This is a genomic window from Arthrobacter sp. zg-Y844 (assembly GCF_024385465.1).
Classification (GTDB): Bacteria; Actinomycetota; Actinomycetes; order Actinomycetales; family Micrococcaceae; genus Arthrobacter_B.
The window spans coordinates 1,115,489-1,141,649 of record NZ_JANFLS010000001.1 but is presented as its reverse complement, the minus strand read 5'-3'; the positions used below and the strand labels follow the sequence as shown (position 1 = coordinate 1,141,649).

At 67.2% G+C, this 26,161-nt stretch carries 25 protein-coding genes; 19 read left to right on the top strand and 6 right to left on the bottom strand.

The window, feature by feature from the left end; translation table 11 throughout:
• Positions 1-7: 7 nt before the first annotated feature.
• From NNX35_RS05460 to NNX35_RS05400, 13 genes are all read left to right on the top strand, one after another.
• On the top strand, positions 8-1,240 hold the full coding sequence (locus tag NNX35_RS05460) for an MFS transporter (protein WP_370646958.1): 1,233 nt from the start codon (positions 8-10) through the stop codon (positions 1,238-1,240).
• 66 nt (positions 1,241-1,306) lie between these two features.
• A complete protein-coding gene (locus NNX35_RS05455; RefSeq protein WP_255867197.1) occupies positions 1,307-2,314 on the top strand; it encodes an ATP-binding cassette domain-containing protein in 1,008 nt (335 codons plus the stop codon).
• On the top strand, positions 2,311-3,153 hold the full coding sequence (locus NNX35_RS05450; protein ID WP_255867196.1) for an ABC transporter permease: 843 nt from the start codon (positions 2,311-2,313) through the stop codon (positions 3,151-3,153). The genes NNX35_RS05455 and NNX35_RS05450 overlap by 4 nt, the downstream gene beginning before the upstream one ends.
• A 33-nt stretch (positions 3,154-3,186) precedes the next feature.
• Positions 3,187-4,116 carry an ABC transporter ATP-binding protein gene (locus NNX35_RS05445; RefSeq protein WP_255765489.1) on the top strand — a complete coding sequence of 310 codons (930 nt, stop codon included), beginning with the start codon at positions 3,187-3,189 and terminating at the stop codon, positions 4,114-4,116.
• 112 nt (positions 4,117-4,228) lie between these two features.
• A complete protein-coding gene (locus NNX35_RS05440; protein ID WP_255867195.1) occupies positions 4,229-5,182 on the top strand; it encodes an ABC transporter ATP-binding protein in 954 nt (317 codons plus the stop codon).
• Between the two features lie 4 nt (positions 5,183-5,186).
• Positions 5,187-6,062: an ABC transporter permease subunit gene (locus NNX35_RS05435; RefSeq protein WP_255765487.1), complete on the top strand. Its 876-nt coding sequence runs from the start codon at positions 5,187-5,189 to the stop codon at positions 6,060-6,062.
• 162 nt (positions 6,063-6,224) lie between these two features.
• Complete coding sequence (locus tag NNX35_RS05430; protein ID WP_255867194.1) at positions 6,225-7,505, top strand: M18 family aminopeptidase; 1,281 nt, start codon at positions 6,225-6,227, stop codon at positions 7,503-7,505.
• A gap of 201 nt (positions 7,506-7,706) precedes the next feature.
• Complete coding sequence (gene rpsF, locus NNX35_RS05425) at positions 7,707-8,057, top strand: 30S ribosomal protein S6 (RefSeq protein ID WP_227920298.1); 351 nt, start codon at positions 7,707-7,709, stop codon at positions 8,055-8,057.
• 34 nt (positions 8,058-8,091) lie between these two features.
• Positions 8,092-8,661: a single-stranded DNA-binding protein gene (locus NNX35_RS05420; protein WP_255765485.1), complete on the top strand. Its 570-nt coding sequence runs from the start codon at positions 8,092-8,094 to the stop codon at positions 8,659-8,661.
• 150 nt (positions 8,662-8,811) lie between these two features.
• Positions 8,812-9,051, top strand: coding sequence for a 30S ribosomal protein S18 (gene rpsR, locus NNX35_RS05415; protein ID WP_003800144.1), 240 nt, complete (start codon positions 8,812-8,814; stop codon positions 9,049-9,051).
• A gap of 18 nt (positions 9,052-9,069) precedes the next feature.
• On the top strand, positions 9,070-9,519 hold the full coding sequence (gene rplI / locus NNX35_RS05410) for a 50S ribosomal protein L9 (protein ID WP_146359901.1): 450 nt from the start codon (positions 9,070-9,072) through the stop codon (positions 9,517-9,519).
• A gap of 574 nt (positions 9,520-10,093) precedes the next feature.
• Positions 10,094-11,476: a replicative DNA helicase gene (dnaB, locus tag NNX35_RS05405; protein ID WP_229951200.1), complete on the top strand. Its 1,383-nt coding sequence runs from the start codon at positions 10,094-10,096 to the stop codon at positions 11,474-11,476.
• Positions 11,477-11,528: 52 nt separating this feature from the next.
• Positions 11,529-12,149 carry a cell division protein CrgA gene (locus NNX35_RS05400; protein WP_255867193.1) on the top strand — a complete coding sequence of 207 codons (621 nt, stop codon included), beginning with the start codon at positions 11,529-11,531 and terminating at the stop codon, positions 12,147-12,149.
• A gap of 35 nt (positions 12,150-12,184) precedes the next feature.
• On the opposite strand, the gene NNX35_RS05395 is transcribed toward NNX35_RS05400, so the two are convergent.
• Entirely contained in the window at positions 12,185-14,182 is a 1,998-nt protein-coding gene (locus NNX35_RS05395; protein WP_255867192.1) for an APC family permease, read from the bottom strand.
• A 679-nt stretch (positions 14,183-14,861) separates the two neighbouring features.
• On the opposite strand from NNX35_RS05395, the gene NNX35_RS16035 reads away from it, so the two are divergent.
• Positions 14,862-15,653 (top strand): transglycosylase family protein, encoded by a 792-nt coding sequence (locus NNX35_RS16035; protein WP_304661047.1) that lies wholly within the window; start codon positions 14,862-14,864, stop codon positions 15,651-15,653.
• A gap of 107 nt (positions 15,654-15,760) precedes the next feature.
• Here NNX35_RS16035 and NNX35_RS05380 read toward each other — a convergent pair whose 3' ends face one another.
• Both NNX35_RS05380 and NNX35_RS05375 read right to left on the bottom strand, forming a co-directional pair.
• On the bottom strand, positions 15,761-16,099 hold the full coding sequence (locus NNX35_RS05380; protein ID WP_255765481.1) for a MoaD/ThiS family protein: 339 nt from the start codon (positions 16,097-16,099) through the stop codon (positions 15,761-15,763).
• Positions 16,077-17,201, bottom strand: a complete 1,125-nt coding sequence (locus NNX35_RS05375) for an exo-alpha-sialidase (RefSeq protein WP_255867318.1) — start codon at positions 17,199-17,201, stop codon at positions 16,077-16,079. The genes NNX35_RS05380 and NNX35_RS05375 overlap by 23 nt, the downstream gene beginning before the upstream one ends.
• Before the next feature lie 175 nt (positions 17,202-17,376).
• Here NNX35_RS05375 and NNX35_RS05370 point away from each other — a divergent pair, with 175 nt between their 5' ends.
• The 5 genes from NNX35_RS05370 (at position 17,377) to NNX35_RS05350 (ending at position 22,023) form a co-directional block, all read left to right on the top strand.
• Positions 17,377-18,309 carry a DUF4031 domain-containing protein gene (locus tag NNX35_RS05370; protein WP_255867317.1) on the top strand — a complete coding sequence of 311 codons (933 nt, stop codon included), beginning with the start codon at positions 17,377-17,379 and terminating at the stop codon, positions 18,307-18,309.
• The gene (locus NNX35_RS05365) at positions 18,306-19,601 is read left to right on the top strand and encodes an MFS transporter (RefSeq protein ID WP_255867191.1); all 1,296 of its coding nucleotides are present in this window, start codon (positions 18,306-18,308) and stop codon (positions 19,599-19,601) included. The genes NNX35_RS05370 and NNX35_RS05365 overlap by 4 nt, the downstream gene beginning before the upstream one ends.
• A 10-nt stretch (positions 19,602-19,611) precedes the next feature.
• Positions 19,612-20,970, top strand: coding sequence for an MATE family efflux transporter (locus NNX35_RS05360; protein WP_255867190.1), 1,359 nt, complete (start codon positions 19,612-19,614; stop codon positions 20,968-20,970).
• Positions 20,971-21,065: 95 nt separating this feature from the next.
• On the top strand, positions 21,066-21,584 hold the full coding sequence (locus NNX35_RS05355; protein WP_255867189.1) for a hypothetical protein: 519 nt from the start codon (positions 21,066-21,068) through the stop codon (positions 21,582-21,584).
• A 76-nt stretch (positions 21,585-21,660) separates the two neighbouring features.
• Positions 21,661-22,023, top strand: a complete 363-nt coding sequence (locus NNX35_RS05350) for a hypothetical protein (RefSeq protein ID WP_255867188.1) — start codon at positions 21,661-21,663, stop codon at positions 22,021-22,023.
• Between the two features lie 4 nt (positions 22,024-22,027).
• On the opposite strand, the gene NNX35_RS05345 is transcribed toward NNX35_RS05350, so the two are convergent.
• The 3 genes from NNX35_RS05345 to NNX35_RS05335 are packed head-to-tail and all read right to left on the bottom strand — an operon-like array spanning position 22,028 to position 25,934.
• A complete protein-coding gene (locus NNX35_RS05345; RefSeq protein WP_255867187.1) occupies positions 22,028-22,924 on the bottom strand; it encodes a glycosyltransferase family A protein in 897 nt (298 codons plus the stop codon).
• Positions 22,921-24,495, bottom strand: coding sequence for a D-glycero-beta-D-manno-heptose 1-phosphate adenylyltransferase (gene rfaE2 / locus NNX35_RS05340; protein WP_255867186.1), 1,575 nt, complete (start codon positions 24,493-24,495; stop codon positions 22,921-22,923). Before rfaE2 ends, NNX35_RS05345 begins: the two co-directional genes overlap by 4 nt.
• A complete protein-coding gene (locus NNX35_RS05335) occupies positions 24,492-25,934 on the bottom strand; it encodes an aldehyde dehydrogenase (protein WP_255867185.1) in 1,443 nt (480 codons plus the stop codon). Before NNX35_RS05335 ends, rfaE2 begins: the two co-directional genes overlap by 4 nt.
• Between the last annotated feature and the right edge of the window lie 227 nt (positions 25,935-26,161).

Sequence of the window (26,161 nt, the reverse complement as noted above, 5' to 3'; positions counted from 1 at the left end):
TACTGGCGTGAACGAAAACAGTGCGCAGCCCCTGAATGATGCCGCCCTCCGCCATGAAACCGGAGTGAATAAGGCACTCATCGCCGTCTTCGTGATCTTCGGGCTCAACGGCTTGGTGTTTGCCAGCTGGGCAGCCCGCATTCCGGCCGCCGCAGAGGATTTGGGGATCGGTGCCGCCGGTGTTGGCCTGCTCCTGCTGTTCTCGGCCATCGGATCCGTGGCCGCGCTGCCGCTGGCCGGTTCGGTGGCGCAGCGCATCGGCACCGCAGGCACCGTGCGCGCCGGTGGAATTACGACGTCGATAGCCTCCCTCGTCATCGCCGCCGGACTCAGCCTGGGGTCGATTCCGCTGACCGGCGCCGGTCTGCTGGTCTTCGGCGTCGGCATTGCCGGCTGGGATGTCGCCATGAACCTGGAGGGGGCCGACGTCGAACGCCGGGTGGGCCGGACGGTGATGCCCAAGTTCCACGGCGCCTTCAGCGCCGGGGCGTTTGTGGGTGCCATGATCGGTGCGCTGCTCTCCTGGGCGGGAATCTCGCTGTCCCTGCATCTGCTGGGCATCCTGACGGTGGTCTGCGTGGCGGTGCTGATCGTGCCGCGGAACTTCCTCCAGTTGCCGCACGCATCTGCAGGCCACGGCGCCGACGCGACGGCTAAACCCTCCCGGTTCGGTGCCTGGCGGGAGGGCAGGACGCTGCTGATCGGCGTCGTCGTCATGGGCGCAGCCCTCACCGAAGGTGCGGCAAATGACTGGGTTGCCAAGGCGACCGTGGACGGACTGGGCACCAGTGAGTCCGCCGGCGCCGTGATGTTCGGCGTCTTCGTGGCAGCCATGACCCTTACCCGCTGGTTCGGTGCCCGGCTGATCGACCGGATGGGCCGCGTACCGGCGCTGCGGGTGTGCATGAGCGCCTCCCTGGCCGGACTGCTGCTCTTCGTTTTCGCCCCGAACCTCGGTCTCGCCGCCCTCGGCGCCGTGCTGTGGGGCATCGGTGCGGCCCTGGGCTTCCCGATGGGCATGTCTGCCGCGGGGGAAGATCCGGTCCATGCCGCGGGCCGGGTATCGGTGGTGTCCACCATCGGCTACATGGCCTTCTTCGTCGGACCGCCGGTGCTGGGTTTCCTGGGCGAACACTGGGGCATACGCAACGCCCTGCTGGTGGTGGGCGCAGCCATGCTGGTTTCCATTGCTTTTGCTCCGGCCGCCGCCGAGCAGAAGGCCGAGTCTGAACCCGCCTAAAGCTGCGGACCGTTTCTGTCCGCAAAGCACGGGCGCGGGGGCCCTTCCCGGTCCTACCCTCGACCCATGTCCTTTTCACCACAGTCCACGCCGTTGATTTCCGCCGAGGGGCTGACCAAGGTCTACTCCTCGAAATCCGGTCCCGTGCATGCCCTGGACGGACTGGATATCACTGTCCCTGAAGGAACGGTGACCGCTTTGCTGGGCCCCAACGGGGCCGGGAAAACGACTGCCGTCAAGGTCCTCACCACCCTGATCCGGCCCGATTCGGGCACAGCCGTCATTGACGGCATAGACGTTCTCTCCAACCCCAAAGAAGTACGCCGGGTCATTGGAGTGTCCGGCCAGTACTCCGCCGTGGACGAAAACCTCACCGGTATCGAAAACCTGGACATGGTGGGGCATCTGTACCACCTGCCTGCCCGGCGCGCGAAGGAACGGGCGATCGAACTTATCGACATGTTCGAGCTTTCCGACGCCGGCAACCGGCCGGTCAAGGGCTATTCCGGCGGCATGCGCCGCCGCCTGGATCTCGCCGGCGCGCTGGTGAACCAACCCCGGGTCCTGTTCCTGGACGAACCGACAACGGGGCTGGATCCGCGGTCCCGGATCGCGCTGTGGGGCGTCATCACCGACCTCGTGGCCCGGGGAACCACCCTGCTGCTGACCACCCAGTACCTGGAGGAAGCGGACCAGCTGGCAGACAAGGTGGCCGTGATCGATGAGGGGAAGGTTATCGCCGAGGGGACCTCGGATGACCTGAAGGCACAGATAGGCGGGCACCGAGTGGCGGTGGCCCTGCACCGCCAGGAGGACGCTGACGCAGCGCTGACCATCCTGGGCCGGCACGGTTCGGGCGATCCGCACGTTTCCGGCGACGGCCGGACCCTGGAGGTCGCCGTCGTCGACGGTCCCGCAGCGCTCCAGCGCATCCTGTCCGAGCTGGAGGCCGGCGGCATCGAACTGCACGACGCCGGCATCCGCCGCCCCACCCTGGACGACGTCTTCCTGCAGCTCACCGGCAAGCCGACCGCAGAGGACAGCGAAACGGAGAAAGAGGAGGCACGCCGATGAGCGCGGCAGTATCCGCAACCGGCATCCGAACCGGCACCCCCAGTCTTCCGGCACGGTGGGCAGGGGACGGGTGGACCGTCACCAAACGGAACCTGATCAAGATCAAGCGGTCCCCGGACATGATCATCTTCGCGGTGCTGCAGCCGATCATGTTCGTGCTGCTGTTCAGCCAGGTCTACGGCGGGTCCATTGCCGTTGCGGGGACGGATTACACCCAGTTCCTGATGGCGGGCATCTTCGCCCAAACCGTGGTGTTCGGGTCCACGTTCTCCGGCTCCGCCATGGCGCAGGACCTGAAGGAGGGGATCATTGACCGCTTCCGGACCCTGCCGATGAGCCCGTCCGCGGTGCTGATCGGCAGGACCAACGCCGACCTGGCGCTCAACGGGATCTCCATGCTCATCATGATGGGTACCGGCCTGCTGGTGGGCTGGCGGGTGAACTCCACGCCCGGCCGGTTCGCGGCCGCCATCGCCCTGCTGCTGCTGTTCTCCTACGCCTTCAGCTGGGTCATGGCCCTGCTCGGTATGTCGGTGCGTTCACCGGAGACAATCAACAACGCGTCCTTTATGATCCTGTTTCCGATCACCTTTATCTCCAACGCATTCGTGCAGAGTTCCACCCTCCCCGGCCCGCTGGAGGCTTTTGCGGACTGGAACCCGGTCTCGGCACTCGTGCAGGCCGTGCGCGAACTGTTCGGCAACCTCGGCACCGCCCCGGTGCCGGACACCTGGCCGATGCAGAACGCCGTTGCCACGGTGGTGATCGGCGCGGTCGTGATGCTCGTCGTCTTCGTCCCGCTGGCGGTACGGAAGTTTGAGTCGATCAGCTCCCGGTAGCGGGGCGGAGCCCTTCGGAAACGAGGATCAACCATGATTGAGGCCCGCAGCCTCGCCAAGGTCTTCGGCGGCAAGACTGCCGTCGACGGCATCTCCTTCGATGTCCAGCCCGGCAAGGTCACCGGCTTCCTCGGCCCGAACGGGGCCGGCAAGTCGACCACCATGCGCATGATCATGGGGCTCGACCATCCAACCGCCGGCAGTGTGGAGGTCAACGGACGGCCCTACGCCGACCATAAGGCGCCCCTGCGGGAGGTCGGTGCGCTCCTGGAGGCAAAGGCGGTCCACCCTAAGCGGACGGCATACAACCATCTGCGGGCGCTCGCCGCCAGCCACGGCATTCCCAGGGAACGCATCACCGAGGTCATCGAACTGACGGGCCTCGGAGCGGCGGCCAACAAACGCGTGGGCGGTTTCTCCATGGGGATGGGCCAGCGGCTGGGAATCGCCGCGGCGTTGCTGGGAGACCCCCGCACGCTTATCTTCGACGAGCCGGTCAACGGACTGGACCCGGAAGGCGTGCAGTGGGTCCGGCATCTTGCCAGGGGCCTGGCCGCGGAGGGCCGCACGGTGTTCATTTCCTCGCACTTGATGAGCGAAATGGCAGTGACCGCCGACCACCTGATCGTGATCGGCCGCGGCAGGATCCTGGCGGACGCACCCATGGACCAGGTCCTCGCCGGCAGCGGGCGTGAACGCACCCTGGTGCGCGCGGACGACGTCGATGCCCTGGCGGCCGCAATAGGTTCTGACGGCGTGGAAATACGCCGGCCGGCACCGGGCCAGCTCGAAATCCTCGGGCTGTCCGCCCGCGGGATTGCCGAAGCCGCGCTGTCACGGCGGATCCTGGTCACGGAGCTGACCCCGCTGCAGGCATCCCTGGAGGACGCCTATATGGAGTTGACCCGAGGAGAGGTCGAGTACCAATCCCGGGACATCGGGCAGGGTCGGGGAAACCCCTAGTCATCCCTAAGGGGGACCCCTGATTCATCCCTTGGACCGGTCCCGTTGCGGCGCCGGCCCTCTATGGTGGAGGTAGCCCCCCAGCTTTTGCTTCCCAACGTGAGGATCACCCATGATCGAGGCATCCGGCCTCTCCAAGCGCTACGGCGGAAAAACAGCCGTCGATAATGTTTCCTTTACTGTCCAGCCGGGCAAAGTCACCGGCTTCCTGGGCCCGAACGGGGCCGGTAAATCCACCACCATGCGCATGATCGTGGGCCTGGACCGGCCCACCGCCGGCAAGGTTCTGGTCAACGGCAAGCCCTACGCCCAGCACAAGGCGCCGCTTCGCGAGGTGGGAGCGCTGCTGGATGCGAAGGCCGTGCACACCAAGCGCAGCGCGTACAACCATCTGCGGGCGATGGCAGCCACCCACGGTATTTCAACCAAGCGGATCAACGAGGTCATTGAACTCACCGGCCTCTCTCCGGTGGCGAAAAAGCGGGTGGGCGGCTTCTCCCTGGGCATGGGCCAGCGGCTGGGCATCGCGGTGGCGCTGCTGGGGGATCCGCACACGGTCATCCTGGACGAACCTGTCAACGGCCTGGATCCCGAGGGAGTGCTCTGGGTGCGGCACCTGGCCCGCGGGCTGGCATCGGAGGGGCGTACGGTCTTCCTTTCCTCGCACCTCATGAGCGAAATGGCACAGACCGCAGATCACCTCATCGTGATCGGCCGCGGCAGGATCATCGCCGACGCCCCCATCAGCGAAATCATCGCCGGAGAGGACAAGGTCCGCACGCTTGTCCGCACGGACAGCCCGCGGGAGCTGTTGCTTGCCCTGAACCGCCCCGGGGTTGCCGGTGTGGAGAAGGAAGGCGGGCTGCTGGAGATCACCGGCGCCGATCCGCGCCTGATCGCCGAAACGGCACTGGAACGCCGGATCCTGGTGTACGAACTGACACCCCAGCAGGTGTCCCTCGAGGACGCCTACATGGAACTGACACGCGACGACGTCGAATACCGGTCTCAGGACCTGCCGCAGGACCTTGTTCCTGCGGGCGCTGCCTCCGGGAAGGGGAACTAGCACCGTGAGTACTGCTACATCAACTAACAAGCACGGCGCGCCCGCCCCGACCGGCTCCGGTGTCAACTTCGGCCGGGTCCTCAAATCCGAGTGGATCAAGGTCAACACCGTACCTTCCACCGTCATCCTGCTGGCCATCACGGTTGTGGTGATGGTCGGCCTGGCCGCCCTGGCGGCCTGGCAGGTGGTGGCCGTGCTGGACATGATCAGCTCGGCGAGCACCCCCGAAGAAGCCATGGCGTTCGGCGATCCGAAGATATACACCGATCTGGTGCCTGAAATACCCGCCAGCGGCCTGTTCTTCGGCCAGCTGCTGATCGCTTCGCTGGGCGTGGTGCTGATCGCCTCGGAGTGGGGCACCGGCATGATCCGCTCCACGTTCAGCGCGGTCCCGAAGCGGATCCCCGCACTGCTGGCCAAGGCCCTGGTCATTGCCGTGATCTCCTTCGTCATCGGCGCCGGCGCCGCCTTCATTTCCTTCCTGGTGGCACAGCCAATCCTGGACAGCGGGGACCTCAGCCTGTCGCTGGATGACAACGGCGTTCTCGCCAGCATCCTGAACACCGGTACCTGCCTGGCCCTGATCGCCGTGTTCTCGATGGCGATCGGCACGCTGCTGCGCAACACCGCCGGGGGAGTGGTCACCGCCATCGGCATCATCTTCGTACTGCCGCTGGTGGTTCAGATTGTGCAGGGAATCGCCGACTGGATCCCCGACGCCGCGCGGTTCCTGCCGAGCAACGCCGGCACCCAGCTGGTCACCGCCGGGGCCACCGCCGAAGGGGCCCTGACCCAGCTGCAGGGCGGCCTGGTGTTGGCGGCCTGGGCCGTGGTCCTGCTCATTGCTGCCCTGATCGTCACCAAGCGCCGCGACGTCTAAGGGAAACCCGGACTTCGGTGAAGGCGGCGGCGGAAGAACGGCCGCCCCCGCCTTCACCGGACATCACCTCCACAACCCCCGGCAATGGTCTTGCCGGGGGTTCTTTACGTCCCGGAAGGCCGATGGTTACGCCGGGGCGGCGGGCTCTGGTTGAATCGGAGCATGTCTGACGCATTGGCCCACATAAATGACCTCGGCGCGTTTGTCAGCGCCTCACCCTCCAGCTTCCACGCGGCGCGTGAAGGCGCGCGCCGCCTGGCGGAGGCAGGGTTCACGGAAGTACTCGAGACCGGGGATTTCCCGCGCTCGTCCGGAAAATTCTTTGTGGTGCGCGACGGCGCATTCATCGCCTGGGTCACGCCTGAGGCCGCCGGCCCCGCCACCGGGTTCTCGATCTTCGGTACCCACACCGATTCCCCGTCCTTCAAGCTCAAGCCCCGGCCCACCACCGGACGGCTCGGCTGGCTGCAGGCCGGCGTCGAAGTCTACGGCGGCCCGCTGCTGAACTCCTGGCTGGACCGGGAGCTGCAGCTTGCCGGACGGATGGTCACCCTGGCCGGCGAGGAGCGGCTCGTGGAGACCGGCCCGCTGATGCGCTTTCCGCAGCTGGCCATCCACCTGGACCGGGCCGTGAATGAGGGCTTGAAGCTGGATAAACAACAGCACATGAACCCGGTCTGGGGACTGGGGGACCCGTCCACCTCCGACCTCGTGGCTCTGCTGGCGGCCAAGGCCGGCCTGGCGCCGGAGGAGATCGGCGGCTACGACATCGTTGCCGCCGACACCCAGGCACCGCAGGTTTTCGGCGCCGAGGGGGAGTTCTTCGCCTCCGGGCGGCTGGACAACCTTTCCTCTGTCCACGCCGGCGTCGTCGCACTTATCGCGGCCGACGTCGCGCCCACCGCACCGGTTGCCGTCCTCGCGGCGTTCGACCATGAAGAGGTGGGCAGCGGCAGCCGGTCCGGCGCTGCCTGCCCGTTCCTCGAAGATGTACTGCTGCGGATCGGTGACGGACTCGGCGCGACGACGGCGGACCGTGCCCGCGCGATGGCCGCCTCCTTCTGTATTTCCGCGGATGTCGGCCACGCCGTCCACCCCAACTACGCGGAGCGGCATGATCCCGCCAACCACCCGGTGCTCAACGGCGGGCCGCTGCTGAAGATCAACGCCAACCAGCGTTACACCACCGACGCCCCCGGCATGGCCCGCTGGGCGAGCCTCTGTGCGGCCGCCGAGGTGCCGTACCAGGAATTCGTTTCCCACAACTCCGTCCCCTGCGGCTCCACCATTGGACCCCTGACCGCAACCCGGCTCGGCATCCGGACCGTGGATGTCGGGATTCCCGTACTCTCCATGCACTCGGCCCGGGAAATGGCAGGCGTGCAGGACCCCCGGCGCCTGGCCGCAGTGGCACAGTTGTTCTTCGCGGCGGGGGCGGCCTGACCCGGACGGAAGGGTCGGCGGATCCCGGCGTGTCAATCCCGTCCCGGGAAATCGGATAGGATAAGAAAGTCTGTGCTGTCGGCTTCGGCCGGCAGATTCCCCCCGCTGCGGATCAGCTGCATGCCGAGGGGAGACAACGCAAAAGAACCTCCTGTTACGGAAATGCCGTGACCGTATAGCCCAAAGGAGGTGGGTTCACAAATGCGTGCTTATGAACTGATGGTAATCATCGACCCCGAGGTCGAAGAGCGTACCGTCGAGCCTTCGCTCGACAAGTTCCTCAATGTTGTCCGCAACGATGGTGGAACCATCGACAAGGTAGACATCTGGGGCCGTCGTCGACTGGCCTACGAAATCCAGAAAAAGACTGAAGGCATCTACGCGGTGGTTAACTTCACCGGTACGCCTGCAGCAGCAGCCGAGCTTGATCGCCAGCTGAGCCTCAATGAGACCATCATGCGCACCAAGATCATCCGCCCGGAAGAGCAGAAGATCTCGAAGAAGGATGCCAAGAAGGCCGCTAAGGACGCTGCAAAGGTTTCCGCAGAATAATTTCGGCAACCCGTACTGATATCAGGAGGCTTTCATGGCAGGCGAGACAACAATCACCGTCGTCGGTAACCTAACCAACGACCCGGAACTGCGGTTCACTCCGTCCGGTTCGGCAGTGGCGAACTTCACCATTGCCTCGACCCCGCGGACCTTCGACCGTCAGTCCAACGAGTGGAAGGACGGCGAAACGCTGTTCCTCCGCGCGTCTGTCTGGCGTGAAGCTGCTGAAAACGTCGCCGAGTCCCTCACCAAGGGAACCCGCGTAGTTTGCCAGGGCCGCCTGAAGTCGCGTTCGTACGAAACCAAAGAAGGCGAAAAGCGCACCGTAATGGAGCTTGAGGTCGACGAAATCGGCCCCTCGCTGCGTTATGCCTCTGCCAAGGTCACCCGCACCCAGCGCTCCGGCGGTGGCGGTGGCGGCTTCGGCGGCAACAACGGCGGCGGTGGCGGTGGCGGCTTCGGCGGCAACTCCAACTCCGGTTGGGGCGGCGGCCAGCAGCAGCCCGCGCAGTCCGCACCGGCTGACGATCCCTGGGGCGCCCCTGCGGGCGGCAACTCCGGTGGATGGGGCAGCGGCCCGGATTCGAACGATCCGCCCTTCTAAACCTCTTCATCCGAAGAGCGGCGACCCCCATTCGGGAGAAGCGGCCCTTCACCCGGCGCCTTCGGGCGCCATCCTCAGACGGCAACCGCCGTCGAGCCCATCCCGTGGAAAATGTATCCACGGGCTCCACTAGACATAAGGAGCTCCACGATGGCTAAGGCTGAACTTCGCAAGCCCAAACCAAAGTCCAATCCCTTGAAGGCCGCTGACATCACTGTCATCGACTACAAGGACGTAGCATTGCTGCGCAAGTTCATTTCCGACCGCGGAAAGATCCGCGCTCGTCGCGTAACTGGCGTCACCGTGCAGGAACAGCGCAAGATCGCCCAGGCAATCAAGAATGCCCGCGAAGTTGCTCTCCTGCCTTACTCCGGCGCTGGCCGCGGCTAAAGGAAAGGAACCTAACTCATGGCAAAGCTCATTCTGACCCACGAAGTAACCGGTCTCGGCGCTGCCGGCGACGTCATCGAGGTTAAGGACGGTTACGCACGTAACTACCTCCTGCCCCGCGGCTTCGCTCTGACCTGGACCAAGGGTGGCGAGAAGCAGGTTGAGTCCATCAAGGCTGCCCGCGCTGCCCGCGAGCACGCTTCCCTGGAAGATGCTCAGAAGCAGGCTGCTGCTCTCTCCGCCAAGCCGGTCAAGCTGACCGTCAAGGCCGGCGAGTCCGGACGCCTCTTCGGTACCGTCAAGCCCGGCGACGTTGCCGCTGCTGTCGAAGCCGCCGGTCTCGGCGCCATCGACAAGCGCAAGGTTGAACTCCCGACGCACATCAAGTCGGTTGGTTCCTTCCAGGCCAACGTCCGCCTGCACAACGATGTTGCAGCTGTCATCGACCTCGAGGTCGTTGCAGGCTAACGTCTGACGCAGACACCAAAGCACCCTCCTGCCTTCGGGCCGGGGGGTGCTTTTTTGTGCGGGGAACCGCTGATCCGGCCGCCGTTCTGCATGCCCCGGCAGCAGACGTACGCAATCCATGCTCCGTTGAGACTGCTGTTGTGGATATCGCGGGGGGTATTTGTGGATTTCGGCACTCCTAGGCCTGTTTTGAGCTGCTGTCAACACGGCACCAGCAGCCGGGCGCGGCGGAAAAATAGTTTGTTTACACAGGTGTGGACAAGCGTTTGCCCTAGTCAGAGCCCCTTTTGTGGAAAAAACTAAGATTTATCCACATGCTTATGCCCAGCCTGTGCACAAGACACGCCGCGTTATGCACAGCCTGTCCACAGGACCTGTGGATAACTCGTTTGTCGGTAGGGCGAAGGAGGCATACGGTTGCGGTGAATCCCTTCTTCAGACGCATGTCCGCCGGCTCGGATCCGTCAGCACGCCGCCGCCGTTCCGGCGATAGTCAGTGCGGGCTGATAGAGATAAGCAAGCCCTCCGGCAGGGCAGGGATCGAAACGTCTTAGCCTTTATGGAAAGGGTCACAGTGTCGCTCACGCATACGGACTCCCCGGCATCAACATCAAGTCCGGACTTCGCGAGGACACCGCCGCAGGACCTGGTTGCAGAACAATCGGTGCTTGGCGGCATGATGCTCTCCAAGGATGCCATCGCAGACTGCGTGGAAGTCCTGCGCGGGCTGGACTTCTACCGCCCTGCACATGAGGCCATCTACGAGGCCATCATTGATCTCTACGGCCGCGGGGAACCGGCCGATGCCGTCACCGTTTCGGATGAACTCACCAAGCGGGGCGAGATTGGCCGGATCGGCGGACCGGCCTACCTGCACGAGCTGATCCAGTCCGTTCCCACCGCGGCCAATGCCGGCTTCTATGCCGAAATCGTGCGCGAGCGGGCGGTTCTCCGCCGCCTTGTTGGTGCCGGCACCAAGATTGTCCAGTTGGGCTACTCCAACGAGGGCATGGAAGTGGATGACATTGTCAACGCTGCCCAGGCAGAAATCTACGCCGTGGCCGAGCGGCGGACTGCTGAAGACTACGTGCCCCTGAAGGACATCATCGAGGGCACGGTGGACGAGATTGAGTCCGCCGGGCACCGCGGCGAAGGCATGACCGGCGTGCCCACCGGCTTCTACGAACTGGACGAGCTCACCCAGGGCCTGCACCCGGGCCAGATGATCGTTATCGCTGCCCGTCCGGCCGTCGGAAAGTCCACCTTCGCGCTGGACTTCGCCCGGTCCGCGGCCATCAAGAACAACATGACCACCGTCTTCTTCTCCCTCGAAATGGGCCGCAACGAAATCGCCATGCGCCTGCTCTCGGCTGAAGCGACCATCGGGCTTCAGGACCTGCGCAAGGGCACCATCAAGGACGAACAGTGGGGCAAGATTGCCACCACGATGGGGCGCATGAATGATGCGCCGCTGTTCATCGATGACAGCCCGAACATGTCCCTGATGGAGATCCGTGCGAAGTGCCGCCGCCTGAAGCAGCGCCACGACCTCAAGCTCGTGGTGCTGGACTACCTCCAGCTGATGTCCTCGGGCAAGCGCGTGGAATCCCGTCAGCAGGAAGTCTCCGAGTTCTCACGTGCCCTGAAGCTGCTGGCCAAGGAGCTCGAAGTCCCCGTGATCGCGTTGTCGCAGCTGAACCGAGGTTCGGAGCAGCGCACCGACAAGAAGCCCATGGTCTCCGATCTGCGTGAATCGGGCTCCATCGAGCAGGATGCGGACATGGTCATCCTGCTGCACCGCGAGGACATCTACGACAAGGAATCGCCGCGCGCCGGCGAGGCCGACGTCATTGTGGCCAAGCACCGTAACGGCCCCACCAAGACCATCGTCGTAGGGTTCCAGGGCCACTATTCACGCTTCTCGAACATGGCGGTTGAGGGCGGCAGCGGCTTCTAGCCGCCGCGTTCACCCCTCCACCGCTTTCCCCCACCGCCGCAGGAGATCCAGCATGCCCAAGTCCAAGCCCCGCAAGAAAGCTGTTTCCAAAAAGAAGCAGGCCCGCCGCGCCGAGCATGAAGTCAATGCCCTGCTGCGCGGCGAAACCGCCTACTTCAGCGATGAGGCAGAGGCACTGCTGACCGCCCGCGGCTGGATCAGCGAGCGGGACCAGCCCGGCGGCCCTGACCAGGGCGACGCCTGGTACTGGATGCCGTCCCAGCTGCCGGCGTACCTGGAGGAAGGCGAACCCGTCCCCACCTCCATCTACCCGTCTTCCGAGAGCACCTTCGTCAGCCAGCTGGCGACACCGGACGGCTCCGTTCCCCCCGTGGCACAGACGGAGTACGACTCCCTGGCGGAACTTGAGGCGGACCTGGACCGGCTGCAGGCCTACCGGGTGCCCGACGGCGAGTGGACTGTCCTGAGCGGAGGCCCGTCCGCTGAAGAGACCCCCGGCGATCTCATCGACTCGATTACCGAGGAATGGGAGCTCATTGCAGAGCTCATCCACTTCCCGTACAGCAGCGACGCCGGTGCGCGTTCCTTTGCTGTCGTGGAGCAGGCCGTGCAGGACGGCAGGCTTACTGAGTACGCCTACCGGTCGATCCTCGCCGGCCGCGCCGGAAAGTAGGCGCCCCCGGGGGGAGTAGGCACCCCCGGCCGCGCCTAGCCCCGGTTTGAAGCGCCGGGGCCGCCCGCCGGCTCTCCGTGGGCATCGTGGCTGGACGCCAGCTGCCACGGCACGGAGGCAACCATGATGGCCGGCTCGAAGTGGAGCCGGGCCTTGATGCGCAGGGCGGTCTGGTTATGCACCAGCTGCTCCCACCAACGGCCCACCACGTACTCCGGAATGTAGACCACGAACAGTTCCCGCGGCGCGTTTCGCCGGGCATCGCGCAGGTACGCCAGCACCGGGGAGATGGTCTCGCGGTACGGCGAGGAGAGGACCGTCAGCGGCACGGGAATCTGCAGCCGCTCCCAGTCAGCCAGCGTGCGGCGGGTGTCCTCCGGATCAAGATCCACAATGATCGCGTTCAAGCTGGAGGGACGGGACGCCCGCGCATAGGCAATGGCCCGCAGGGCCGGCTTGTGGACCTGCGAAATCAGGATCACCGCATTGACCCGGGAGGGCAGGGCCAGGCCGTGGTCATCAGCGCTGAGCGCCAGCTCGCGGGCAACCGTGTCGTAGTGGACCCGGATGCTGTACATGATCACGTAGAGCACGGCCATGGCCAGCAGGGCAATCCACGCGCCGTGGGTGAACTTGGTGATGATGACGATGAGCAGCACCAGGGCCGTCATGCCGAAGCCGAGGGAGTTGATCGCCCGGGAACGCTGCATCCGGCGTCGTACGTCCTTATCCCGCTCGGTGCGCAGCTTGCCGGTCCAGTGCCGGATCATACCCAGCTGGCTGGCGGTGAAGGAGACGAAGACCCCGACAATATAGAGCTGGATCAGCTGGGTGACATCGGCGTCGAAGGCCACGATAAGCACCAGGGCGCCCAGGCCGAGCGAAATGATGCCGTTGCTGAACGCGAGCCGGTCCCCGCGGGTGCGCATCTGGCGCGGGAGGAACCCGTCCTTGGCCAGGATCGAGGCCAGCACGGGGAAGCCGTTGAACGCGGTGTTGGAGGCAAAGACCAGGATCAGCCCGGTGGCGGCCACGACAAGGTAGAACGCGATGCTGCCGTCGCCGAAGATGGTCTCCGCCAACTGGCTGATCACCGGATGCTGCACGTAGTCCTCGCCCACGGGTGAACCGTTGGATGTGAGCTGGGTGGCCGGGTCCTGGGCGACATGGACCTTGGTGAGGTTGGCCATGGCGATGATCCCGCCGATCATGGCCGCGGAAATCACGCCCAGGAGCAAGAGGGTGGTGGCGGCATTGGCGCTCTTGGGTTTGCGGAACGTGGGGACGCCGTTGCTGATGGCTTCAACGCCGGTCAGTGCGGCTGCGCCGGAGGAAAAGGCCCGCAGCAGCAGGAGGACGCCGGCAAGTCCTACGAGCCCTTCGTCGAAACCGGATTCCCGCACCAGTTCAAAGGATGCCGAGGGGGCCTGGCGGAGGTCTCCGCTGAGGAACTGGAGGAAGCCGGTGAGGCACATGCCCAGTACGGAGATCATGAAGATGTAGGTAGGTACGGCAAACAAGGCGCCGGCCTCCCGGATGCCGCGCAGGTTCACCAGGACCAGTACGGCCACCCCGATCACGGCGATGGTGGCCTGGGTGCCGTGCAGTGCGGGGATGGCCGTCACGAGGTAGGACGCCGCCGAGGACATCGACACAGCGACGGTGAGCACGTAATCCACCAGCAGTGCGGAGGCGACGGTCAGGCCGGCGGGCTTGCCCAGGTTGGTGCTCGCGATTTCGTAGTCGCCGCCGCCGGACGGATAGGCGTGGACGTTCTGGCGGTAGGACGCCACCACCGTGAGCAGGACGACAATAACGGCCAGCCCCACCCAGGGGGACAGGGTCACGGCAGCCACGCCGGCCAGCGCCAGGGTAAGGAGAATCTCATCGGGCGCATAGGCAGCAGATGAGAGGGCGTCCGAGGCGAAAACCGGGAGCGCAATCCGCTTGGGGAGGAGGGTGTGCGAGAGCCGTTCGTTGCCGTAAGGACGCCCGACCAGAATGCGTTTGAGCGCATTGAAGAATGTGAGCACGAGGACCAACGTTAGACGGGTCCGCCTGCACTGTCCAGAAGCGGAAAAACGCGGCGGCTGCGCCCTTCCCGGGCCGGGGCGCGGCTGGCTCCCCGGCACCGTCCGGAACCCGGGCGCCGGTATCGGCGCGATCACCGGAGCATGATCAAGGACACGTTGAATAACGGTATGGCTGTTGCACATGGGGTGGGAACGGGTCTCGGCAAGAAGCTGTAGGCGGCGGACGTCCGCACGGCGTCTGCCGGCGTTCTTTTGATGGCGTTCCTCACTGCTTTGGGGATGACCCGGATCACGGAAAACGCGTCCTGGGCCCCGAAAATGAATACGTGACGGAATCTACAAAAACGGGTGTGGATTGTACTTCTGCCGCTTATCTACGCGGATCTGGAAAAGATAACGATTCGTGCATATTTGATATCGATTTGATCTCGATAAAAGACTCCCTTACGTTGGTTAAGGCCCTGATCGAGGGCTGGACCGCCTGACTGAATCGAAGTCGGCGGCGGCCGCTACTAATGCTGGTGCGGCCTCAAACCAGTAAGCCTGATGCCACGCGTCCACTGCACGTCGCCGCTGCGTGGCATCCAAGAAATACCTCTATCAATATGGGGAAGGCGACGGCGTGCAGACGCCCGGGGACGGGATGAGCGCAGGTGGAACCCGTGGGAGCACAAAACTTATGAAGAACCAGAAGATCCGTCGTATCGTACGTCGCGGCCTGGCTACTGCCGCCATCACCGGTGCTGGCGCTGCCGGCCTCGCCGGCCTGGCCGCTCCGGCAAACGCAGCCTCCATGGACTGGGATGCCCTTGCACAGTGCGAGAGCGGTGGAAACTGGGCTATCAACACCGGCAACGGTTTCTCCGGCGGGCTGCAGTTCACGCCCAGCACCTGGGCAGCCTTCGGCGGTACCGGCAACCCGGCAGACGCCAGCCGCGAGCAGCAGATTGCCGTGGCTGAGCGTGTCCTGGCTGAGCAGGGCCCCGGCGCCTGGCCTGCCTGCACCGCCAAGCTGGGCCTGACCGGCGCCACCGCCAACCCGCAGGCCGCCCAGCCTGCTCCGGTTGAGCAGGCTCCTGTCACCGAAGCCGCTCCGGTTGAGACCTACACCGAGCCTGCTCCTGTGGTCGAAGCCGCTCCGGTTGAGACCTACACCGAGCCCGCTCCGGTTGAGACCTACACCGAGCCTGCTCCGGTGGTCGAGGCCGCTCCGGTCGAGACCTACGTACAGCCGCAGACCGTTGCCCCGGCACCGACCAGCGTCCCGGTTGAGGCCGTTGCTCCGGTACAGACCCCGGCTCCGGCCCTGTCCGGCGAGACCTACGTCATCCAGGCCGGCGACACCCTCTCCGGGATCGCCGAGAAGCTTGGCATCGAGGGCGGCTGGCAGGCGCTGTACAACGCCAACCTGGACACCGTTATCCACCAGGACCTGATCTTCACCGGTCAGACCCTGCAGCTGCCGGCCTAGTCGCGGCAGCATGAGTCTTCGGTAGCTGTTCCGCCTTAGTGCGGCGATCGAAGCAGAACGGGCGCTTTACGCGAAATGCGTAAAGCGCCCGTTCCTTTTAACTATCCTCACCCGCCGGCGATCGACTGCAGGACCAGAAGCTCCGCACGGGCGGGCAGCACGGTGGAAGCGCCGTCCAGGTCCCGGATGTCCTCGCCGTCCAGGTACAGGTTCACATAGCGGCGCAGCTCCCCGGTCTCGTCGCAGATCCGGCGGTACACACCGGCGAAATCGGACTGCAGGAGCGCCAGGACATCCGCAACGGTGATGTTTTCCGGTGTGCCTTCGCCAGGCGCGGGACGCAGCGTCAACAGGCGGCGTCCGTCCGCGGCGTCGGCCAGCGCCGCCGGGAGCAACAGCTCGACGTCGGTGCGGCCGGGAGCGTCAGGCCGCGACGGCGCGGACACAGAGCACATCCGGAAGATTGGCTGCCACCAGGTGAAAGCTCTCGCCCTCGTCGGCGCTCGCATACACCTCGCCGCCGCGGGTACCGAAGTAGATGCCGGCGGGATCGGCGCCGTCCACGTAGGCGGCATCGCGCAGCACGGCGTTGAAATCATAGGCGGGCAGACCGGCGTCGAACCGCTCCCAGCTCCCGCCTGCATCTGTGCTGCGGTACACCGCCGGGCGGCCCTGCGGCGGATTGCGTTCCCCCGCCGAACCCAGCGGAATGGTCCAGATGGTATCCGGGCGGGTGGGGTGGGCAAGCATCACGAAACCGAAATCCGCGGGAAGGCCGTCCGCAATGGACAACCACTGTCCGCCGGCGTCGTCGCTGCGGTACACCCCGCCGTGGTTCTGGGCGTATAGCCGCTGCGGGTTGCCCGCGTCCCGGGCAACCTTGTGCACGCACTGCCCGAACTCGGGATATTTCTCCGGCATAAAGTCCGCGATGATGCCGGTGTTGAATGCGTCCCAGGTCTCCCCGCGGTCATCGGAGCGGTAGACCCCGCCGCTGCTGATCGCCACGTGGACGGAATCGTCGCTCGGGCTGGGCAGGACCGTATGGGCGGCCGGGCCGCCGTAGCCCGCACCCCACTGGGTGCGGTGCGGGTGGTCCCACAACCCCCGCACCAGTTCGAAGTGCTTGCCGCCGTCCTGGGAGCGGAACACGGAGATCGGTTCGCAGCCCGCCCAGACAACGCCCGGCCGGTCCGCGCTGTCCGGCGCCAGCTGCCAGATGCGCTCCAGCGAGGCGCCGGTGTCCTCCGGAAAGGCAATGGCCGCCTGCTCGGGTTCCTGCCAGGTCCGCCCCAGGTCATCCGAAATCGCGACATTGGTGCCCCACCACTCGGACCGGACACCGGCCAGCAGGCGCGGGGTCCCGCTGCGGGCGTCAAAGGCCAGGGACGGGACTTCCGTCATCGCAAACTCCGGCCCGCGCAGCTCCCAGTTGCGGCGGTCGGGGCTCGTGGCCAGCCACAGGCCCTTGCGGGTTCCGATGGCGACGACGGTGGAGGCACCGGGGGATGCGGCGGCGGGCACGGCAGCGGGGTCGGCGGCGGGCATCGCTTCGGGCACGGCATCCATGCGGTTATTCCAGCACCGGGGGGTCCCCGGAACAAGGGGTTGCGCAAAGACCGGCTGCCCGGCGGTCCGACGGATGCGCTGCCGCATGGAAATTGCTGCCCCGGGTGCGATAGACATACAGGATGCTGTTGCTGCAGCCGGAAACCCGGCGTCCATGATCTACATCGATCCGCCGATGTGGCCGGCGCACAACACCCTCTTCTCGCACCTGATCTCCAACTCCGGGCTGGACGAGCTGCACGCGTTCACCCGGGAGGCCGGCATCTCGGACCGGGCGTTCGACGGCGACCACTACGACGTGCCCCGGGAACGCTATGACGCGCTCGTGTCGCTGGGGGCCGTGCCGGTCAGCTGCGGCGACCTGGTCCGCATCCTGATCTCCAGCGGGCTCCGGATCCCGGCGAGGGAGCGTCCCTCTGCCCTTGCCGCCCCGCTGCGCCACCGGTGGAACCGGCTGCTTCCCGGGACCCCGGAGCTGGGCGAACACCTGCTTCAGCTCTGGAATGAACCGCACCGCCGCTACCACGACCGCAGGCATCTGCTGCAGGTCCTGGAGGCCCTGGACCTGCTTGCCGGCGGCGAAGTGCCCCGCCCCGTGGCCCTGGCCGCCTGGTTCCACGACGCCGTGTACACCGGCCGGGCCGGCGCCGATGAGGATGCCTCGACCCGGCTGGCCGAGCAGCTGCTCTCCGGCGCGGGCGTAGCTGCGGCCGAGACCGCCGAATGCGCACGGCTGATCCGCCTGACCGCCAGCCACGATCCGGCTCCGGCGGACGGCAACGGCGCGCTGCTCACGGACGCGGACCTGGCCGTGCTGGCCCGCGACCCGGCGGGCTATGCCGCCTACCTGCAGGCGGTCCGCGCCGAGTACGCGCACCTTTCAGCGGAGGACTTCACTGCCGGACGACGCCGGGTGGTCCGGCAGCTTGCCGCAGCCGATCCGCTCTACCGGACGCCCGCCGGCCGGCAGCTCTGGGAGGAACGGGCCCGCCGTAACGTGGCCGCGGAACTGGCGGAAGACCCATCCGGGGCATCGCGGACCGCGCCCGCCGGCCCGGCCCGGGACGCGGCAACGGACCAGCCATGACGAGACGCGATGACGCGCCCGGGTCCAGCGGCCAGTTCACCGGGCACCGGCGCGGCAGCCCCGGCTACCGCGGCGTCCTGGTGGGACTGGCCGCGGCCGGTGTGGCTACCTTCGCCCAGCTGTACTCCCTGCAGGGAGTCCTGCCCGAACTCGCTGCCGATCTGGGTATCTCCGCCTCGTCGGCAGCGTTGACGGTTTCCGCAGCCACCCTCGGACTCGCCGTCACGGTGATTCCCTGGTCCGCCGCAGCGGACCGGTTCGGCCGGCTGCCAGCCATGCGCCTGGCAATCCTGGCCGCCGTGGTGCTGGGCCTGGCCGTTCCGCTCAGCCCCAATCTGCCGATGCTGCTGGGACTCCGCTTCCTTGAGGGGGCGGCGCTGGGCGGGATTCCGGCGGTGGCGCTGGCTTACCTCAGCGAGGAAGTGAGCAGGCTGCATGCCGCAGTGGCGGCCGGGACCTACGTTTCGGGCACCACCATCGGCGGTCTCGCGGGCCGGATCCTGGCCGCACCCCTGGCGGAATTGGTGAACTGGCGGGTGGGTGTAGCCGCGGTGAGCCTCCTGGCAGCCGGAGCCGCAGTCGTTTTTATGCTCACCGCACCCCGCCAGCACGGTTTTGTCCCCGTCCGCCGTGCCGCCTCCGGACACGGCCTGGCTGCGCGGCTGGCGGCGAACCTTCGCAGCCCGCGGCTGCTGGCCCTGTATTCACAGGGCTTCCTGCTGATGGGCGGGTTCGTGGCGGTTTACAACTATCTGGGTTTCCGGCTGGGCGAGCCGCCCTTCGGGCTGCCCCAGAGCCTGGCCAGCTCCCTGTTCCTCGCCTATCTCGCCGGAACCTGGTCCTCCCGGGCCGCCGGTACCCTTGCGGCCCGGCTTCGCGGCGGGCGGAAGCCGGTGCTGCTGCTGTCCCTCGGTGCCATGGCGGTGGGTCTTGCCCTGACGCTGGCTGAGAACCTTCCGGCCATCGTGGCCGGACTGCTCGTCTTCACCGCCGGTTTCTTCGCCGCGCATTCCATTGCCTCCGGCTGGACTCCGCTACTCGCCCGGGAGGGGCGGGCACAGGCCTCCTCGCTCTACAACCTCTTCTACTACACCGGGTCCAGCCTGCTGGGCTGGGTGGGCGGCTATTACTTCCAGCAGGGCGGCTGGCTGTTCCTGGTGGTTTTTGTCGGCGTGCTGCTGCTGGCGGCGGCTCTGGCGGCCGTCCTGGTCCTGCGCAGCAACGACGACGACGGCGGCGCCGGGGCGGCGGACCCCGCCGCAGCGGCACCGGACAACGGACGCAAAACGTAGGCTGGATGGTGTGAAGACCGAAGCCGACCTTTCCTCCCGGCGGCTCAGCCGCCGGATCCTGGCCCTGGCCCTCCCGGCGCTGGGCGCACTGATTGCCGAACCCCTGTTCCTGCTGGCGGATTCCGCCATTGTCGGGCACCTCGGCGTGGCCCAGCTGGCCGGCGTGGGCCTCGCCTCCACGGTGCTGCAGACCGCCGTCGGGCTGATGGTCTTCCTGGCCTATTCCACCACCGGCACGGTGGCGCGCTACCTCGGCGGCAACCGGCAGCCTGAGGCGCTCGCCGCGGGACGGGACGGCATTGCCCTGGCCGTCCTGTTGGGCGCCGTGCTTTCGACCGCGGGGTACCTCTTCGCTCCACAGCTGTGCAGTGCCATGGGTGCCACCGGTGACGTGCACCGCTACGCCGTCGATTACCTGCGCTTTTCGATGCCCGGCCTGACCGCGATGCTGGTGGTCCTGGCCGCCACCGGCGTCCTGCGCGGGCTGCAGGACACCCGCACCCCGCTGGTGGTTGCCACGGCCGGCTTCGCCGTGAACATCGGGCTGAATTACCTGCTGGTCTACGGGTTCTCCCTGTCCGTGGCGGGATCTGCCCTGGGCACCAGCATCGCGCAGTGGGGCATGGCGGTGTTCTACCTGATCGCGGTGGCGCGGATGGCACGCTCCCAAGGCGTGCCCCTGCTTCCCGCAGTGTCGGGGATCCGGGCCACCGCCCACGTGGGTTCGTGGCTGATGCTGCGGACGCTGAGCCTGCGTGCCGCGGTGCTCGCGACCGTCCTGGTTGCCACCGCGCAGGGGCCGGAATCCCTCGCGGCCCACCAGCTGGTCATGACCGTGTTTACCTTCCTGGCGTTCGCGCTGGACGCCCTGGCCATCGCGGCGCAGGCAATGATCGGGAAGGAACTGGGAGCCGGAGATACCGTGACGGCCCGCGCGCTGACCCGGCGGATGATTGTGTGGGGTGTGGGCTTCGGCGTCATCACCGGAGCCCTGTTGGCGCTGGTGGCGCCGGTGGCAGGGGTGCTCTTCACCAGCGACGCCGGAGTGCAGCAGGCCATGACCGCCGGGCTTTGGGTCCTCGCGGTTTCGCAGCCGATCTGCGGTCTGGTGTTTGTGCTGGACGGCGTGCTGATCGGGGCGGGGGACGCCAGATACCTGGCGCTCACCGGCCTGCTGAACCTGGCCGCCTATCTGCCGCTGCTGATCTGGGTGCACGCTGCGGGGCTGTCCGGCGCCGGGGGGATCGCCTGGTTGTGGGCGGCGTTTGCCCTTGGCTACATGAGCGCACGCGGAATCACCTTGTCCTGGCGGACCCGGCGGGACGCCTGGATGGTGACCGGTGCCCGGGCCGGAGCAGGGAGCGACTAAGCTTGACGGTGGCCAACCGGCCACCGAAATGACGCAAAAGTGAAAGCGGAGGCTCTGCAGTGGGCGCATCCAATCCCGGAGCACCTTGGGGACCCATGCTGGTCCGTTCAATGGTCGCAGCAGTCTACGGCGTGCTGACCGTGTTCTGGCAGGACCCCACCGAGCCCGTCCTGGTGGTTGCCGGCGGCACGTATCTGCTGCTCACCGGCGTCGCACTCTGGCCCATGCTCACCGCGGCACGCGGACACGGCAACGTTCGGGCTTTCCTGCTGGTTGAAGCCGCCGCCTACGTTCTGGCCGGTGCGGCCACGCTGGTCTTCGCCTCGGCCGAGGCATTCCGGGCCGCGGCTGCCGCCGCCCTCATCCTCGGGGGAGCCCTGGAAATCATCCTCTGGGTCCGGAACCGCAGCGGCTTCCTGCCGGCCCGTGACTGGCTGATCACCGGTGCCGCCGCCCTGGGGGCCGGCATCCTGGTGCCGCTCGTCTACAGCCTGGGTGTCCGCGCCTTGCTCGGCGTGACCGGTGGCGCGGCGATCATCATTGCGGTGATCGTGGCCATTTCCGCCCTGGGCGCCCGGCATGATTCCCGTGCAGCCGTGGACGAGCAGGCATAGGCCGTAAACTAGGTAACGCGCGCGGTGCATCTACGCTCCGATCCGCGCCACCCCAACGCAGCAGGAGGCAATCATAGTGGCGAACAGCTCAACCGGTGGACCGCAGAGGCGGAACTCCGTTAAGGCACCGCTGATTTTCTCTGCCGTGCTGGCGTTGATTGCCGGCATTGCCACCATGATCTTCGCCACCGGGGGAGCGGAGCAGGAACTGAGGTTCGACCTCGGGCTCATTGCCGTCGGCATTGCGTTCATCGCGTCGCTGCTGGTCTCTTCGCTGCTGCTGATGACGGAGAAGCCGAACCCCGAGCACCTAAGCCAGGGCTCGGGTGTCCACCGCAGTTCGGCAAAGATCCCGGGCGGTGCGGGAAACGTGGGCAAGCCAACCCCGCCCGCAACGGATCAGGACGATTCGCCCCGGCCCGCGGATCCCACCGCCTGAGCAGCTAGATCTCCCGTCCGCTGGACGGGTCGCACCCGCCGGTGCCCAGAATGAGCTCGGCAGCGTCAGCGGACCGGTCGGTAACCGTGGTCGGCGACTCCAGGTGCACTGCGCCGGAGGGAATCATTCCGGCGCCGCCGAACCTCTCCATTACCCGCCACTGGGCTGCCACGTCCTCCCCGGCGTGCCCCGGCGGCAGCTGGTCCCAGAACCCGAAGCCGCCGCACGCAAGCAGGGCCTGCCGGTCATAGAGGACGCACGCCCCCACCCAGGCGATCCGGTACAGCCGCCATTCTCCCGGCGGAATCCCGAGTCCGGACGCCACATGTGCCAGATTCGCGGCGTTGTGCAGGGTCCAGCGCGAGAAGCCCGGCTGGTTGCGGCGGATCCGCTCCGGCTGCACCTGTCCGTTCTCCCAGGCCTCGAACGGCTGCTGTTCCTCGGGCCGCCGGTCGGTGAGGTAGGACAGCCCCTGCACGGCCGCCCCCACAAACCCGCCGCCGGACGCCGCCAGGGCCGCCGTCAGCCGGGCCAGCATGTCCGGTTCCAGCCAGACGTCGTCGTCCAGGAACAGGACCAGCGGCGCGCCGGCCTGCCCAAGCAGGAAGTGCCGCTGTTCGGCCAGCCCCCGGGCCGGCAGGTGCCTCAGCAACCGGACCGGACGGCCCTGCGCCTGCAGGACCCGGACCATCGCTTCGGCGGCGGGATGGTCCCAGGACGGGACGTCGGTGCTTTGGTCGCTGATGACGACGGCGAAATCAGGCCCGTCCTGCGCGGCCAGCCCGGCGAGGGTGACCGCGAGTTCGGCCGGCCGGTTGCGGGTCGGAATCAGCACGTCCACCGCCGCCGCACTGCCCGCATCGGGTGGGCGGGCCCAGTCCCCGGACCAGCGGCGCGTCACGGCGGGTTCCCGGGGCCGTTCCCGCCAGCGGTTGCTTCCGAGCCGCCGCTGCCTGCGGGGTTTCCCTCAGTCCCGCCGGGACCATTCCCGGTGCCGCCGGACCGGATCCGGGACACCAGCGCAGTGGTGGAGTGGTCGGAAACGTAGTCCAGGATCAGCACCCGGCCGCCGCACTCCTCCACCACCGGGGTTTCAGCCAGCATCTGGGCGGAGTAGTCCCCGCCCTTGGCGTAAATATCCGGGCGCAGCTCCCGGATGAGCGGAATCGGTGTGTCCGTGTCGAATACGGTCACGTAGTCCACGCAGCTGAGCGCGGCAATGATTCCGGCCCGGTCATGGACGGGATTGATGGGACGGCCCGGTCCTTTCAGCCGTCGGGCGGACGCGTCGCTGTTCAGGGCGACCACCAGGATGTCGCCGAGCTGTTTGGCCTGGTTCAGGTACCGGGTGTGCCCGCGGTGCAGGACGTCGAAACAGCCGTTGGTCAGGACAATCCTGCGCCCGGCGGCCCGTTCGACGGCGGTCCGGGCCAGGAGATCGGCCTGGCCGAGTGCCGTGTCGGCAAAGCTGTCCAGATGCTTTTCCAGGTCGGCGGCGCTGCAGACGGAGGTGCCGGGCCGCTGGACCACAATATCGGCGGCGTTCTGCGCCAGGTCCGCGGCGGTGGACAGGGGCAGGCCTGCGGCCCGGGCCAGCGTCAGGCAGGCAACAAAGGTGTCGCCTGCTCCCGACGCCTGTTTTTCGGCGGCGGGACGCGCCCAGGTGCGGTGGAACCCGCCGTCCGCGCCGATCACGGCCGCGCCGTCGCGGTCCAGGGTGACGGCTGCCGCTGCCGCACCGGCGGCGGCGAGCAGGGCCGGTGCAGCGGTCCGAACCGCTGCCGCCCGGTCATGCCCCAGCGACTTTGACCCGCCCAGCAGTTGCGCGGCTTCGGCGGCATTCGGTGTGACCAGGTCGGGGGACAGATGGGCCCAGCCCGCGGCGTCGTGGGCGTCCACGACGGTGAGGCGGCCGCCGCGCAGTGCCACCAGGGCGTCGCGGACGGCCCCGTGCAGCAGCCCGGTGCCGTAATCGCAGACCACCAATGCATCGGCGCCCTCCAGCAGTGCAGGCACGGAAGCCGCCAGCAGTTCTTCTGCCTCCGGCGGGAACCGCCCGCCGTCGTCGAGCCGGAACAGGACCTGTTCCGCGGCGACAATCCGGTCCTTCGTGGCGGTCTGCGCGTCGGGGTGCCGCACCATCCCGCGCAGGTCCACGCCCGCCTCTGCCAGGATGCCGCGCAGCCGGTCACCGGCGGCGTCGGTGCCGGTCAGTCCGCCGAGCCGGACCCGTGCTCCGAGCGCCTGCAGGTTCATGGCGGTGTTTCCCGCACCGCCGGGTGCGTAGTTTTTCCGCTGCACATCCACCACGGGAGCCGGGGCCTCGCGGCAGAACCGTTCGGTGACCCCGGACCACCAGCCGTCCAGCATCACATCGCCGATGACCGCTATGCACAGGGAGGCGGCCGCGAGGCGATCAGGGAGCCCGGGAGCGAGGCTGCGGACCTCCCCGGGGTTCCGGAAGTCCGTCACTCCGGTATTCCCGGTGCCGCGGTGCCCGGAGAGCCGACGTGGACCACCTTTACGAGGGAGAACTCGTCCAGAAGTTCCGGGCCGTAGCCAAATCCTCGGCCGCTCCGGCGCCGGGGCTGTGCCGAACCGCCCGGGGCGCCGCCGAACACGGCGTTGATCTTCACCGTGCCCACGTCCAGGCCAGCCACTGCCTGCTGCGCGTGGGCAATGCTGCCCGTTAAGACCGTGGCGGCCAGCCCGTAGGACCCCGCAGCGGCGAGGGCGAGCCCTTCGTCGAAGCTGTCCACCACCTGCACGGCGGCCACCGGGCCGAATGTTTCGGCATCGAAGACCTCCATCCCCGCCGAGCAGTTCAGCAGGACGGTCGCGGGGTAGTGGGCTCCGGGTCCTTCCGGTAATGCGCCGCCCTCCGCAACCGTGGCGCCGCGGCCCAGCGCCTGGGTGACCTGCTGGTGCACGGTGTCGCGGAGCCGGGTATCCACCAGCGGCGCGACCGCGTGCGCGCGGTTGCGCCGCCGCGCTTCGGCCATCAGCTCGGCGCAGAACGCATCCGCGATGTTGCGGTGAACATAAATGCGTTCCACCGAGGTACAGATCTGTCCGCTGTTGCTGAATGCTCCGACAGCTGCCTGTCCGGCCGCCCAGCGCGGATCCACATCTGCATCAACCAGCAGCGGATCGTTGCCGCCGTTCTCGAGAATGACGTGGGCTCCCGTCAGGGCAGCCGCCCGGGCAATCCTGGCGCCGGCCGCACTGGAACCCACGTGTGCCAGGACGTCCACCCCTGCCTCCATGGTCAGCTGGGCACCCGTGTCCGGGCCGCCGGTGACCGTGGTGAGGACACCGGCGGGGAACAGCGGAGCGAGGATCTCCCCGAGCAGTTTCCCGGTGTGGGGAGAACGCTCGCTGGGCTTGTGAATCACCGTGTTTCCGGTGACCAGCGCCGCGCCGATCAACCCGGCGGCGACGGCCACCGGGTCGTTCCACGGAGTCAGCACCACGGCGACACCGCGAGGCCCGGCTACCGTGTAGTCCGCAGCCAGCGATGCACCGCGGAGGCTATGCCCCCGGTGCACAGGGCCAAGTTCGGCGTATTGCTCTAATGTGGCCACCCCGGCCTGCACCCCGGCAAGGGCTTCGGTCCCGGGCCGTCCGGTCTCACGGCTGTTCCACTTGGCCAGTTCGGCGGCACGCAGCTCCAAAGCAGCGGCGGCGGCGCGCAGGAAGCGCCCCCGCTCTGCGGGGTCGGTGCCCGCCCACCCGGGCAGGGCGCCGCGGGCTGCCGCCACGGCGGCGCGGATGCCGGCCCGTCCGTCCTGCTCCACCCGACCCACCAGCGTTCCGTCCCGGGGATCGAAAATGGTGAGCGGCTCGGGGGAACCGGCGGGGTGCATCGGGGAGGCGGGCCGGGGAGCCGGCGGCTGGATGGTGGTGGACATGCTGCTCCTTGTCGCGCGTTGTATAGCTCCCATACCCCGTTTCGGGCGGGTTCAGACAGGCGCGGAAGCAGGTGCGGGGCTGCAGGCGGCCCCACGGGGTTCCGGCCGCCCTGTCGGACTTATGCCGTCAGCGGCATATATTGCCGAAGCCTTCTGGTCCTTCGGACCGCGATCCGCCGCGGCCAACTGGAGGAGACACCTCCCTTGGGTCCGGCGTCGCCAGCACC

Excerpts from the sequence above, each read along its gene's own strand:
- NNX35_RS05450 (WP_255867196.1), top strand. The coding sequence starts at position 2,311 with ATGAGCGCGGCAGTATCCGCAACCGGCATCCGAACCGGCACCCCCAGT.
- NNX35_RS05335 (WP_255867185.1), bottom strand. The coding sequence starts at position 25,934 with ATGTCCACCACCATCCAGCCGCCGGCTCCCCGGCCCGCCTCCCCGATG.
- NNX35_RS05365 (WP_255867191.1), top strand. The coding sequence starts at position 18,306 with ATGACGAGACGCGATGACGCGCCCGGGTCCAGCGGCCAGTTCACCGGG.
- NNX35_RS05370 (WP_255867317.1), top strand. The coding sequence starts at position 17,377 with ATGATCTACATCGATCCGCCGATGTGGCCGGCGCACAACACCCTCTTC.
- NNX35_RS16035 (WP_304661047.1), top strand. The coding sequence starts at position 14,862 with ATGAAGAACCAGAAGATCCGTCGTATCGTACGTCGCGGCCTGGCTACT.
- rpsR (WP_003800144.1), top strand. The coding sequence starts at position 8,812 with ATGGCTAAGGCTGAACTTCGCAAGCCCAAACCAAAGTCCAATCCCTTG.
- NNX35_RS05445 (WP_255765489.1), top strand. The coding sequence starts at position 3,187 with ATGATTGAGGCCCGCAGCCTCGCCAAGGTCTTCGGCGGCAAGACTGCC.
- NNX35_RS05420 (WP_255765485.1), top strand. The coding sequence starts at position 8,092 with ATGGCAGGCGAGACAACAATCACCGTCGTCGGTAACCTAACCAACGAC.
- NNX35_RS05430 (WP_255867194.1), top strand. The coding sequence starts at position 6,225 with ATGTCTGACGCATTGGCCCACATAAATGACCTCGGCGCGTTTGTCAGC.
- NNX35_RS05400 (WP_255867193.1), top strand. The coding sequence starts at position 11,529 with ATGCCCAAGTCCAAGCCCCGCAAGAAAGCTGTTTCCAAAAAGAAGCAG.
- NNX35_RS05375 (WP_255867318.1), bottom strand. The coding sequence starts at position 17,201 with ATGCCCGCCGCCGACCCCGCTGCCGTGCCCGCCGCCGCATCCCCCGGT.
- rplI (WP_146359901.1), top strand. The coding sequence starts at position 9,070 with ATGGCAAAGCTCATTCTGACCCACGAAGTAACCGGTCTCGGCGCTGCC.
- NNX35_RS05440 (WP_255867195.1), top strand. The coding sequence starts at position 4,229 with ATGATCGAGGCATCCGGCCTCTCCAAGCGCTACGGCGGAAAAACAGCC.
- rpsF (WP_227920298.1), top strand. The coding sequence starts at position 7,707 with ATGCGTGCTTATGAACTGATGGTAATCATCGACCCCGAGGTCGAAGAG.
- NNX35_RS05455 (WP_255867197.1), top strand. The coding sequence starts at position 1,307 with ATGTCCTTTTCACCACAGTCCACGCCGTTGATTTCCGCCGAGGGGCTG.
- NNX35_RS05355 (WP_255867189.1), top strand. The coding sequence starts at position 21,066 with ATGCTGGTCCGTTCAATGGTCGCAGCAGTCTACGGCGTGCTGACCGTG.